12 protein-coding genes are annotated in these 12,451 nt (G+C 65.4%); 11 read left to right on the top strand and 1 reads right to left on the bottom strand.

Annotated features, from left to right (window positions below; genetic code table 11):
- Positions 1 to 449: 449 nt before the first annotated feature.
- From GEV06_07510 to GEV06_07465, 10 genes are all read left to right on the top strand, one after another.
- Positions 450 to 677 carry a hypothetical protein gene (locus GEV06_07510; GenBank protein ID MPZ17742.1) on the top strand — a complete coding sequence of 76 codons (228 nt, stop codon included), beginning with the start codon at positions 450 to 452 and terminating at the stop codon, positions 675 to 677.
- 1 nt (position 678) lies between these two features.
- Positions 679 to 1,290 (top strand): 30S ribosomal protein S4, encoded by a 612-nt coding sequence (gene rpsD / locus GEV06_07505; GenBank protein ID MPZ17741.1) that lies wholly within the window; start codon positions 679 to 681, stop codon positions 1,288 to 1,290.
- A 254-nt stretch (positions 1,291 to 1,544) separates the two neighbouring features.
- Positions 1,545 to 2,456, top strand: coding sequence for an RNA polymerase sigma-70 factor (locus GEV06_07500; protein MPZ17740.1), 912 nt, complete (start codon positions 1,545 to 1,547; stop codon positions 2,454 to 2,456).
- Positions 2,434 to 2,895, top strand: coding sequence for a carboxymuconolactone decarboxylase family protein (locus GEV06_07495; protein MPZ17739.1), 462 nt, complete (start codon positions 2,434 to 2,436; stop codon positions 2,893 to 2,895). Before GEV06_07500 ends, GEV06_07495 begins: the two co-directional genes overlap by 23 nt.
- A 76-nt stretch (positions 2,896 to 2,971) precedes the next feature.
- Positions 2,972 to 5,035, top strand: a complete 2,064-nt coding sequence (locus GEV06_07490; GenBank protein MPZ17738.1) for an alkaline phosphatase — start codon at positions 2,972 to 2,974, stop codon at positions 5,033 to 5,035.
- A 59-nt stretch (positions 5,036 to 5,094) separates the two neighbouring features.
- Positions 5,095 to 6,441, top strand: a complete 1,347-nt coding sequence (locus tag GEV06_07485; protein ID MPZ17737.1) for a hypothetical protein — start codon at positions 5,095 to 5,097, stop codon at positions 6,439 to 6,441.
- A 6-nt stretch (positions 6,442 to 6,447) separates the two neighbouring features.
- Positions 6,448 to 7,125, top strand: coding sequence for an NAD-dependent epimerase/dehydratase family protein (locus tag GEV06_07480; GenBank protein MPZ17736.1), 678 nt, complete (start codon positions 6,448 to 6,450; stop codon positions 7,123 to 7,125).
- Complete coding sequence (locus GEV06_07475) at positions 7,122 to 8,927, top strand: TonB-dependent receptor (GenBank protein ID MPZ17735.1); 1,806 nt, start codon at positions 7,122 to 7,124, stop codon at positions 8,925 to 8,927. The genes GEV06_07480 and GEV06_07475 overlap by 4 nt, the downstream gene beginning before the upstream one ends.
- A 133-nt stretch (positions 8,928 to 9,060) precedes the next feature.
- Complete coding sequence (locus GEV06_07470; protein ID MPZ17734.1) at positions 9,061 to 10,251, top strand: DUF4143 domain-containing protein; 1,191 nt, start codon at positions 9,061 to 9,063, stop codon at positions 10,249 to 10,251.
- A 219-nt stretch (positions 10,252 to 10,470) separates the two neighbouring features.
- Complete coding sequence (locus GEV06_07465; protein ID MPZ17733.1) at positions 10,471 to 10,668, top strand: hypothetical protein; 198 nt, start codon at positions 10,471 to 10,473, stop codon at positions 10,666 to 10,668.
- A 19-nt stretch (positions 10,669 to 10,687) separates the two neighbouring features.
- Here the strand turns inward: GEV06_07465 and GEV06_07460 are convergent, their stop codons facing one another.
- Entirely contained in the window at positions 10,688 to 11,104 is a 417-nt protein-coding gene (locus GEV06_07460) for a hypothetical protein (protein MPZ17732.1), read from the bottom strand.
- A gap of 211 nt (positions 11,105 to 11,315) precedes the next feature.
- Between GEV06_07460 and solA the strand changes: the two genes are divergently transcribed.
- On the top strand, positions 11,316 to 12,446 hold the full coding sequence (solA, locus tag GEV06_07455) for an N-methyl-L-tryptophan oxidase (protein MPZ17731.1): 1,131 nt from the start codon (positions 11,316 to 11,318) through the stop codon (positions 12,444 to 12,446).
- Positions 12,447 to 12,451: the final 5 nt, after the last annotated feature.

Below are 12,451 nucleotides of genomic sequence, written 5' to 3'. Positions count from 1 at the left end.
CGCGTCCTGGGTGTGGGGCGCCTTCGCGTTTGCCTGAGTCGTTCGCTCGGCACCCCGAGGGTAGACGATGACCCAGCCGTCACGCGTGCGTTCTGCTGGGTGCCCTCTGCGGCATCCTAGCACGGGGGACGCGCCGTCACACACCGCTGGGCGTTGTTCAGAAACCGAGATGGGCAGACCCTCTATGAGCCAGTGGCAGTACCCTAGGGGAGTGTGTGCCCGGCACCGCTGAAAAGGCAGTAGGTTAGTCGGGATGGTCAGCTGCGGGCACGGGCGCGCTGTGATCATCTCGCATGCCGGCGACGCGCACGGGTATCTCGGATGGGTATGTCGGACTTGACTGGTCCGATATAGCGGTGTAGAGTGACGTGTCAGTTATGAGATTGCGTCTCAATATCAGCGTTCTCGCGGCGCTGCCCTTGTTCGACCTTGCCTAGAGGAGCTGAGTCGTGGCCCAACAGGACAGCATGCCCCTGGGTGACAATGCCCACGAAGTGTTCGCCGAGACCGATCAGGTCTCCGTCTTTCGCTGTGATCGGGGATGCCTCCATCTTCAATTCGGATCGGTCAACATCACCGTGACCCTCGAGGAATTCACTGAAATTGCGGCAGTCGTGCTGTGTGCCGCGGAGCGGATGCAGATCGGCACACTGTTGCACGCCGCACAGGACAACTGACATGGCTCGTTATCGAGGTCCTCGACTGAAGATCATGCGCGCGCTCGGGACCCAGCTCCCGGGATTGTCGCGCAAGTCCACCGAGAAGCGTCCCTATCCGCCCGGCGAGCACGGTCCGAAGCGGAGACGGCGGAACATCTCCGACTACGCGCTGCGCTTGCGCGAAAAGCAGAAGGTGCGCTTCAACTACTGCGTCAACGAAGGGCAGCTTCGACGCCTCTTCGAGGCGGCCACGCGCACCAAGGGCAACACCGCGGTCAAGCTCATAGAGCTCCTGGAGCGACGGCTCGACAATGTCGTCTTTCGGGCCGGCCTCGCTCGGACGATCCCAGCGGCCCGGCAGCTCGTGGGCCATGGCCACATCTTGGTGAACGGCCGCAAGGTCGACAGGCCGTCGTTCCGCGTCACGCGCGGGGACGTCGTGTCCGTGCGACCCAGCAGTCGCGAGCTCGCACTAGGCGCGATCGCATCCGGGACCGGCCTGGATACGCCGTGGCTCGTCATCGACAAGGAGGCGCCGACCATCAGCGTCGCCTCCTATCCCGACGAGTCGTTCGTTCCCTTCGACATCCAGCCGCGCCTCATCGTCGAGCACTACTCTCGGGCGATGTAACAGTCGCTGTGCCGACGCTGTGAGCGAATCTGGCAGGTGGCCACCTGGCCGTCAGAGTCGGGGTGCGGCCAGCTGCTCGTCTGGACCGGTCTGGCGTTGGCATGGCGACGCTTCTTCCGGCGCACGTCAAAGGCCGAGCATTCTCTGTCCGAACGAACCACCACCGCCGCATAGCCTCCTCGCACATCCTTACCAGAGGCGAAAGCCGCCGGGGCTGTCACAGCCGTCGCGGCTCCTTCGTCTATGGTGTAGAGATGGACGAGCGCACGACAGAGTTCGAGCAACATCGGGGCCGGCTCTTCGGCATCGCCTATCGGATGCTCGGCTCCCGGGCGGACGCGGAGGACATGGTGCAGGAGGCCTATCTTCGCTGGCACGAGACCAACGCCGACGCGGTCCGCTCCAGTGAGGCCTGGCTGGTCACCGTTGTCACCCGGCTCTGCATCGATCGGCTGCGGGCGGCGTCGGTGGAGCGCGAGCGGTACATCGGCCCGTGGCTGCCCGAGCCGATCGCGGTGGGGCCGGCGCCCTCACCCGAGGCCACGGCGGCGCTCGCCTCGAGCCTCTCGCTCGCGTTCCTCACGCTGCTCGAACGGCTCTCGCCGGAGGAGCGCGCCGCCTTCCTGCTGCACGATGTGTTCGACTGCGACTATCCAGCGATCGCCCGCATCCTCGGCAAGCGAGAGGCGGCATGTCGTCAGATGGTCCACCGCGCCAGGGGGCGTGTCAGGCGCGATCGCCCGCGCTTCGAGGCCAATCACCAAGAGCAACGCCGCCTGCTCGAGCAGTTCAGGGAGGCGATGCACGTCGCGGACGAGGGGGCGCTCCGCGCGCTCTTTGCGGCCGATATCACGCTCGCCTCGGATGGCGGTGGCAAGGCGCCCGCGGCGACCAACATCCTCACCGGCATCGAGCGTGTGGCCCGGTTGTTCGGCGGCGTCGCCAGGAAGTGGCACGGCCGTCTCAGATACTCGCCCACCACGGTCAATGGCGAGCCCGGCCTCGTCATGTGGCACGAAGATCAGCCGCGCTCCGTGCTCGTGATCGAGGCTGCGCCGGGCGCTCGTATCGGCTCCATCTATCAACAGATGAATCCCGACAAGCTCAGGGATCTCGTCGATCGATTACATCACGGAGGCACTCATGGAACGCATCGACTATCGTGAATCGGCCCGCGGCGCGCTCAAGGCACTGTTTGGCCTGGAGACGTATCTCCGAAGCTCCGGCCTGGAGCGGAACCTCCTGCATCTGATCAAGCTGCGCGTCTCGCAGCTGAACGGCTGCGCCTACTGCATCGACATGCACTCCAAGGATCTGCGCACCGCCGGAGACAGCGAGCAGCGACTGTACCTGCTGGACGCGTGGAAGGAATCTCCCTTCTACACGGAACGCGAGCGCGCCGCCCTGGCATGGGCCGAGGCGGTGACGCGCCTTACTGGCGGTGAGGTTCCAGACGAGGTATTCAAGCTCGCCAGGAAGGAATTCAGCGAGACGGAGCTCGCTGATCTCACGCTGGCGGTTGCGGCGATCAATTCTTGGAACCGCCTCAATATTGCGTTTCGCGTGACGCCCGGAAGCTATCAGCCCGCCGCGCAGGCGGGCTGATAACGTCATCTTGACACATTCAAACGGTCTGGTGAGGGCTCCGCTTCCGAGCCAACCGTCACACGGCGCGCTTAAAATGGAAGCCATGTCCAAGCGGTCGTGTTTCTCCATACTTGTTTGTGTCGTTGTTCATTTGTTCGTTGCTGTCTACGCGCCGACGCCTGCGCGCGCGCAGTCCAGCCGGATCCGCATCATGCCGACCGATGGCGCCGAGCTCGCCGTCGGTCAGCGCTTCGATCTGCGCGTCGAAGCAACCGGTCCGGATAACGGTCCGCCTCCGCGCGGTCTGCGGGTCACGCTCGACGGAACGGACGTCACGGATGCGAATATCCTGGACGAAGGCGTGGGCGGCGAGCGCGGTGCCGGAGGGACCGGCGCCAGCGGGCCGGGACGTCGACGCGCCGGTCGCGCCCCGGCCAACAGCACGAATCTCCTCATCAGAGATCTGAGCTTCAGCGAAGCGGGTGTGCACATGATCTCGGCGCGCACGGCCGACGGGGCCGCGGCGCGCGTCGAGATCCGCGTGCATCGGCGGGAGGCGGATGTCGATGACACGCCACGCGTGCGCAACGTGATCCTCCTCCTTGGCGACGGCATGGGGACTGCGCATCGCACGGCGGCGCGGCTCGTCTCGCGCGGGCTTCGATCGGGCAAGGCGGCCGGGCGTCTGGCGATGGACACGATGGAAGCCACCGGCCTCGTGATGACTGCCTCGCTGAACGCGGTGATCACCGACTCCGCGCCGGGTATGTCGTCGTATGTCACCGGTCAGAAGGGTGCCAACAATCAGATCGGTGTCTACCCGGACAACACGGCCGATGTCTTCGACAACCCGCGGGTGGAGTATCTGGGGGAGATGTTGCGGCGCACGCGAGGGGCACGATTCAACGTCGGTCTCGTGACGACGGCTGATGTCACCGACGCGACGCCGGCGGGCAACGCAGTTCATACCTCCGATCGATCCGCTGGGCCTGGAATCGCCGCGCACTACTTCGATGAACGGGACACCAACGGCATTGCCGTCCTCATGGGCGGCGGCGCCCGCCACTTCTCGCCGAACGGTGAAGGGGACGACGAGCGGGCCGACGGCCGCGATCTCGTCGGCGAGTACCGAGATGCGGGTTATCGGCTGGTGACGACAGGCACCGAGCTCGGCACCATCCAGGCGGAAGCGGAGCCGCCGGCGCGGTTGCTTGGTCTGTTCCATCCGGCGCACATGAATGTCTCGTTCGACAAGGTGGGAGCGGGACGCTACAGCCGGGAGTTGGCGCTCGAGGAGAACGCGAGCCGGCGCGACCAGCCAATGCTCGACGACATGGCGCGCGCCGCGATACGCAGCCTTGCGGCGCACTCATCTGATGGCTTCTACCTGCTCATCGAAGGTGCCTCGATCGACAAGCAGGCCCACGCCGTGGATGCGGAGCGCACGATCTGGGACGTCATCGAGCTCGACAGAGCGGTACAGGTCGCGCTCGATTTCGCCGAGACGACGAACAACGACGCCGACCCGACCAACGATACCCTCGTCTTGGCGACCGCAGACCACGAAGCTGGCGGCCTCGCGATCATCGGCGTCGGCAATGAGCCGTACGCCCCGGCCGCGCTGGGCACCGCCGTGCGGGACTACGCCGCGGTCTTTCGCTTCGAGCGCGAGCAGTTGCTGGACTTCACGTTGAACTACGACGTGGATGAGCAAGGGTATCCGCGAGACCCCGATCCATCCCGCAAGCTCATCATCGGCTGGGCGGCCGCGCCGGACCACTACGAGAACTGGACCTCGAATCGTCTCGCGCAGGAGCCTGCGGTCGCGCGACCAGAGCCATCGGGCGATACCGAGCGCCCAACGGCCATCGCGAATCCCGAGCGGGACGGACCCGCCCAGAACAGTGACAATGAAACGATGACCGGTCGCACAATCCCGGGCTTTCTGGTCAAAGGCACGATTGAGAACGGCGCACACTCGTGCAAGCCGGCGGACCAATGTCAAGGGGATATCCCCTCGGAGCCCCACACGATCTCCGGACACACGGCGACCGACGTACCGCTCTCGGCGAGCGGACCTGGCGCACTGCGCTTCACCGGCACCTACGAGAACACCGATGTCTTCTTCAAGCTGTTGCGTGTCTTGGCGGGAGAATGAGGTGCAAGGCCCTTTACCCCTTTACCCCTTTACTCCTTTCACCTACTCTGTAGAGCGCAATGTGGCGTCGTCTACGCCGCCTCTCGCCTCCGCGCGTGATCGTGGCTTCGTTTGCCGGCGTGATTCTCGTCGGGACCCTGCTCCTGAAGCTGCCCGTTGCCAGCGCGACCGGAGCACCCCTCGGCTGGGTCGATGCGCTCTTCACGGCCACCTCCGCCGTGTGCGTGACGGGCCTCATCGTGGTCGACACCGAGACCGCGTTCTCGCCCTTCGGCCATGGGATCCTCCTGGTACTGATTCAGTTGGGCGGGCTCGGATACATGACGGTGACCACTGTCTTTGCCACGCTCATCGGCCGGCGTCTGACGCTCCAGGAGCGGCTCGTGCTGCACGCGGGCTTGAACACGCTGACGCTCCAGGAGATCGGTCGATTTGCCTTGCTCGCGTTCAAGGTCTCGCTCGCCTTTGAAGCGGTCGGCGCCGCCGTGCTCACGTGGCACTGGTGGGGTGAGTTCTCTCCCGGCGATGCTGTTTACCAAGCAGTGTTCCACGCGGTATCCGCCTTCAACAATGCCGGCTTCAGCTCCTTCTCGACCAGCTTGACCAACTACCGCGGCGACCTCGTCGTCAACGGCGTGATTACGGGGCTGTTCATCTGTGGGGGGCTCGGCTTCGTCGTGTTGGCCGACGTGGCGCGCCGCCGCGGGCCGCGCTGGGCGCTCCACACCCAATTCGTGCTCACGGCGTCGTTTGTGCTCATCGTTGGTGCGACGGTAGCCTTGTATGGGCTCGAGCGCAACAACCCGGCGACACTCGGATCGCTCGGCGTGGGCGAAGCATGGCTGGCAGCCTTCTTCCAAGCCGTCACGCCGCGCACCGCTGGCTTCAATACGCTCGACACCGGCGCACTGCGTGAGCCGTCGCTCTTCTTCGTCATGGCGCTGATGTTCATTGGTGCGGCGCCCGGCGGAACCGGCGGCGGTGTGAAAGTGACGACCTTCGGCATGACCGTGCTCGCGCTCTGGTCCACGATTCGGCGGGCGGCGGATCCGGTCCTCTGGGGACGCCGGCTGGCCGCGGACCTGGTGGCCCGCGCGTTCTTCATCTGCCTGATCGGCTTTCTCGTGTTGAACGTCGTGGCGGGTCTTCTGCTGGTGATCGAGGAAGGAGACTTCCTCCCGACGCTCTTCGAGGCCACGTCCGCCTTCGGCACCGTGGGTCTGTCGATGGGCGCGGCAGGTCAGCCGGTGAGTCTGGCCGGCGCATTCTCCCCTGTGGGGAAGGGATTGCTCGTGGCGCTCATGCTGATGGGCCGTGTAGGTCCGCTGACGCTGGCCGTTGCGCTGGCCGGCGGCCACGGCGCCGAGCGCGTACGGTATCCGGAAGGCAAGCTGCTCATCGGGTGAGGACCTATGGCGCTCAAATCAGTGGCGGTGGTCGGGTTGGGACGGTTCGGCTCTGCCGTGGCGGAAGCACTCTCTGACCTCGGCCACGATGTCATCGGTGTGGACAGCGACGAGGAGAAGGTGCGCGGCCTCGCCGATACGCTCGCGCACGTGATGCAGCTCGATGCCACCGACGAAAAGGCGCTCACGGCGGCCGGCGTGTCGGACGTCGAGATCGCGGTCGTCTCGATCGGCGAGAACGTCGAGTCGAGCGTGCTCATCGTCATGGTGCTCAAGGAGCTTGGCGTCACGCACATCATCGCGAAGGCCACCACGCCGCTGCACGGGCGCATCCTACAGCGGCTGGGTGTCTCGCGAGTCGTGTTCCCCGAGCGGGAGATGGCCGTTCGGCTGGCCCACAGTCTTGCCGTGCCGAATGTGCTCGACTATGTGGAGCTGTCGCGTGACTTCAGCATCATCGAGTTGCCCACGCCGAAAGAGTTCGTCGGGAAGACGCTGCGCGACGTCGGCTTGCGGGCGACGTATGGTGTGAACCTGATCGCGCTCAAACGGCAACCGGAAGCTGCGGGAGATGTGGTCACCGACATCGCCCCGAGCCCGGACGCCCCGCTCCATGCGGGCGACACACTGGTGCTCCTGGGCCGACACGATCGTCTCCTGGCGCTCCATGAGCAGGTGTCGTGAGTGTGCGCACGAGATACGGCCGACGGCAACACTGCCTGCTTGCACTGCTGGTCGTCACGGCTGCCAGCGACCTGGCCACGGCGCAGACACCGCAGCCCGTGCGCGAGGAGGTGATCGTCACCGCCACCGCTGCGCCGGTGCCTTTTGACGCGGTTGCCCGGCATGTCGTTGTCCTCACGCGCGAGCAAATCGCCCACTTGCCGGTGCGCTCGGTGCCCGAGCTCTTGCGCTTCGCGCTGGGCGTCGATGTGCGGGCGCGCGGTCCGTTCGGGTCGCAGACCGATTACAGCCTCCGCGGCGCCGGCTTCGGGCAGACGCTCGTCTTGATCGACGGCGTTCGCCTGAACGACGCGCAATCGGGGCACCACAATGGTGATCTGCCTGTGCCGCTCGAGGACATCGAGCGCGTCGAGGTGATGCTCGGTGCCGGCTCGTCACTGCACGGTGCCGATGCCTTTGGCGGCACGGTCAACGTCATCACGCGCTCCGATGCGAGTCGATGGGAGGCGCGCGTAGCGACGGGACAGCATGGGCTCGTGCAGGCCAGCGGCTCCGGCGCTCTCGGGCAAGGCTCCCGCGTGCTCCGCATATCGGCCGCCAGCGAACGATCCGATGGCTTCGCCTTCGCCCGCGACTTCCGTCATGTCGTGGCGCGCATGTCGGCGCAGATCAGCCGCGGGGCGAAGATCTCCGTCGCACATCTCGACAAGGAGTTCGGAGCGGACGGCTTCTACGGTCCTGCGCCTTCTCGCGAGTGGACGAGTCAGACGCTCGTCTCCTCGACTCACGAGGCACGGCTCAGTGCACGGTGGGAGAGTGTGGCGCAGCTGTTCTATCGGACGCACGGCGACCGGTTCCTGTACGACGTGCGCCAGCCGGGACAGTTCGAAAACCGACATCGCACGCATGCGGCCGGCGCATCGCTCGAGGCGCACTACCGTTGGGCGCCTGGCCATCGGCTCAGTGTCGGCACCGAGGTGGCTGGCGATTGGCTCGACTCGAGCAACCTCGGTGTTCACCGCGTCGGTCGCGGCAGTCTCTTCGCGGAGCTGCAGCAGCCGATCGGCCGCGTGCTCTTCTACCCGGCGGTCCGCGTCGACGCCTACAGCCGATATGGCACCGCCTGGAGCCCATCGCTCGGCGTCACCGCCATGGCCACACGAAAGGTGAAGTGGCGGGCGTCGGTCGGGCGCGCCTTTCGCGCCCCGACGTTCACGGAGCTCTTCTACACGGACCCCAATCATCAGGCATCGAGTGATCTGGACGCCGAGACAGCATGGTCCGCGGACGCCGGCCTGGACTACCTTGCTGCCCAGAGCTGGGCGGCCAGCGCGACGGTCTTCGTGCGGCGCGAGGAGAACGTGATCGATTGGATACGGGCCTCGACGGACGAGCGCTGGCGGACGTCGAACATCCGGCGTCTCGATACCGGCGGCGTCGAGGTCGGACTATCGGGACGCCTGGGCGAGGACGGCTGGCTGGGCGTCCAGTACAGTTGGCTTCGCACTCGGGCCCGAGAGCTCACACTGCTTTCCAAATATGCGCTGGACTACGCCCCACACAGCATTGCCGTGTGGGGGAGCGCAGACGTGGGCGCCGGCATCATCGTCGGACCGCGTCTCGAGCACAGGCGTCGTACCGACGGGCAGCGCTACTGGCTGGCGGATGCCCGCGTGAGCCGTCGCTTCGGGCGCTTTGGCCTATTCGTCGAAGCGAGCAACCTGCTCGATGCAGACTACCGCGAGGTGGCGGGTGTCGAGATGCCCGGGCGCTGGGTGCGCGCAGGGCTCGAGCTGCGGTGATGCGCCCACCGACCGGCGTCCGACCTTCGATGTCATTCCACCATGCCAGATATCGACGCTCGTGCGAGATCGAGAGGGAAAGAACGGATCAATAGGTGGTGAATTTTAAAGTAACAGTTTATAATGCACCACGATGCGTTTTGTGCCACGCCATTTGGCGGACGAGCTGCTTCGAGCCAGCCGCCAGTTTTCCGCTGTCTTGATGACCGGGCCCCGCCGCAGCGGCAAGACCACGCTCCTCAGAAAGCTGTTCCCTCGAGCCGACTATTACCTGTTGGAAGATCCTGATGTCGTGGCGCGTGTTCGGACTGATCCTCGATCATTTCTGGACGGCGTGCGACTCCCCGTGATCATGGACGAGATCCAGAACACACCGGAGCTGTTCAACTACATCCGCACTCGCATCGATCGTGGACCACGCCCTGCGCGGGGGCAATGGCTCCTGACCGGGTCGCAAGAGGCATCTCTGATGGAGAACGTCACGGAGTCGATGGCAGGGCGGGCGGCCGTCCTGCACATGTTGCCGCTGTCGACCCGCGAGTCCGGTCGTGTATCGCTGCGGCTGGGAGGCTTTCCAGAGGTGCTCGCGCGACCCCAGGGTGCTGAGCGGTGGTTCCGCTCCTACGTCCAGACATACCTGGAACGCGATGTGCGAGCCGTCACCGCGATTCGCGACCTTGCGACATTTCGCCGGTTCCTGGCGTTGCTCGCGTCCCGTTGCGGGCAAATGCTCAACCGCGCCGCGCTAGCAGCGCCGCTGGGGGTCTCGGTGCCGACGATCTCGCAGTGGCTCAGCGTTCTTGAGATCACCGGACAGATTTTGCTGGTGCCTCCCTTCTTCGAGAACTTCGGCAAGCGTCTCGTGAAGTCGCCCAAGCTCTATTTCATCGACTCTGGGCTGGCGTGTCACTTGCTCGGCATCGATTCTCAGACGGCCCTCGACCGTTCCCCTTTCCTCGGTCCGCTGTTCGAGGGATTCGTGGCATCCGAGATCGTGAAACAGCAGGCCAATAGCGGGCGCCGTAGCGAAATCTATTGCTTTCGAGACGAGCGAGGACTGGAAGTCGACTTCGTTCTGGTGCCACGTGCCCGCGAGCTGACGCTCATTGAGGCGAAGGCTTCACGAACGGTGACGCCGGCCATGGCCCTGCCGCTGACGCGACTGGCCGAGAGCTCGAAATCCTACAAGACGAGCTGCCTGGTTGTGCACCGTGGCGGCGCGGATTCCCAGGCGCTGACGGCATTGCTTCCTGGAGTCGCTGCGGTCACATTGGCGCAGGCTCTCGAACGTGTGAGCAAGACTCGTCGCCCACGCCGCCGCTGACGATTACCTTCTCGACAGGACCGTCGCCAATGACGGTGCACTCGCGCGGGGTCACTCAAATCACACAAGACGACAGTATCGTAGCCAACGCAGCGCCATAGCAACGAAACTGTCAGGGCTGAGGCCTACGATGGACTGAACGGTTTCGCCATTGGCACGGGCGAGACGCACACATCGACTGAGCTCCACGATTTCCGCGATGGCGAGGCGCTCGCCCAGGTGCTGCGCAACGAGGTGGTGCCGCTCTTCTACGACCGCGATAAAGACGGCCTGCCGCGCCGGTGGATTGCGCGAATGAAGCGGGCGATCCGCACGCTCGGCTGGCGTTTCAGCGCAGACCGTATGGTCACCGACTACGCGCTCACATCCTATATCCCGGCGGCAGGTGGCACGAGCCGTGACATGAGTCGGTTTTGAGCCCTCGCCGACGTCGAGCTCACCCGCCGCTGTGGAGAGGGTCACGCGTCGGAACGACCGGCTTCAGCAATTCCTCTGCCGCCCGCGCGTCGACTGGCGGGTCCTCGCAGGCGAGCGGGCCGCTGTCCGCCCGAACGGCGCAGTGCTCGCGCACGATCTCGAAGGCGCGGGTCAGCTCGCTCCGGCCGACGACCGCTGCACTGACATGGTCAGCGAAGAAGTTCGCGAACGCGCCGATGTAGCGGCCGTTGTTCCGCATGCGCTGGCCGTGGCCGGCCCAACGCTTGCGGCCGTCCGAGCAGTCTAGGATTCGCTGGAAGTTTGGGCGAAGTCCCTCGATGAGCGTGTCGAGCGCCGGCTCCTCAATTGGTAAACGACAGGCGGCGCGTAGCTCCGCGATGCACTGGTTGATTGCCATCTCCGATATCTTGCGCATTGCACTTCTCCCACTGTTGAATTCAGCCTGTGTTTCGTCGCACAGGACGCCTCGGCGAGGCGTCCCTACCACGACGATGGCAGGGCGCGCTCGCGGAGGCGGCCGCACCACGACGATGGTAGGGCGCGCTCGCCGAGCGCGCCCGCACCGATGTGCAGCGTGGCACGCGTGTGCGAGGCCGGTCCGTGGCGTAAACTGTGCAGTACTTCCAATGCCTGCACACTTCGACGTCGCCATCATCGGGCTCGGTGCCATGGGCAGTGCCGCCGCGTATCACCTCGCACGCCGCGGCCGCCGCGTCCTGGGTCTCGATCAATTCACGCCGCCGCACACGAAGGGCTCATCGCACGGCAGGACGCGCATCATCCGCGAGGCGTACTTCGAGCATCCGCAGTACGTCCCCATCGTTCGCCACGCCTACACCTGCTGGGCTCGTCTCGAGGCGGAAAGCGGCGAGCGCCTGTTCGAGGAGACTGGCGGCCTGATGATTGGCGCTCCTGACAGCCGGGTCGTGAGCGGCGCACGGACCAGCGCAGAGCTCCACGGTTTGCCGTACGAGGAGCTGTCGGCGCCGGAGGTCCGTCGTCGCTACCCCGCCTTGCAGCTCTCCGACGACATGGTTGCGCTGCTGGAGCCGCGTGCGGGCATGCTTTTGCCGGAGCGCGCGGTCGAGGCGCATCTACATCTCGCGACCGCGTGTGGCGCCACGCTGCAGACCAACGAGACCGTGACGAGCTGGCAGGCAGGAGCAAACGAAGTCACGATCGTGACAACCGGCGGCCGGTACATGGCCGAGCGGTTGATTATTGCTGCCGGTGCCTGGCTGGCCGGGCTCGCACCGGAGTTGGCGCTGCCTTTGACCGTTGAGCGGGTCGTGATGCACTGGTTCGACCCGGGTGAGCAGGTGGCGCAATTCGTCCCCGATCGCCTGCCGATCTTCATCGTCGAGTATGCGCCCGGCTTGATGTTCTACGGCTTCCCGGCGCGCCCGGAGGGGGTGAAGGTCGCCAGACATCACCAGGGCGAAGCGACGGATGCCGCCGGCGTGCAACGGGATGTCGCGCCCGAGGAGGTCGACGCGATGCGATCGCTCGTCGCCCGCTTCTTGCCTGGTCTAGGCGACGGTTGGTTGCGCTCCTGCGTTTGCCTCTATACGAATACACCAGACGAGGGCTTCATCATCGATACGCACCCAGTCCACTCCCGGGTGTTGATCGTGAGCGCCTGTTCTGGGCATGGGTTCAAGTTCTCGAGCGCCATCGGAGAGATTGCGGCCGACCTCATCACAGAGGGCCGCAGCGCATTCGACCTCACACCCTTCCGCCTGTCGCGCTTCGGGTAGCGGAA

It is taken from the genome of Luteitalea sp. (assembly GCA_009377605.1).
Taxonomy (GTDB): Bacteria; Acidobacteriota; Vicinamibacteria; order Vicinamibacterales; family Vicinamibacteraceae; genus WHTT01.
Note: the sequence above shows the minus strand (reverse complement) of the source record. Positions and strands in the feature narration are given on the sequence as shown.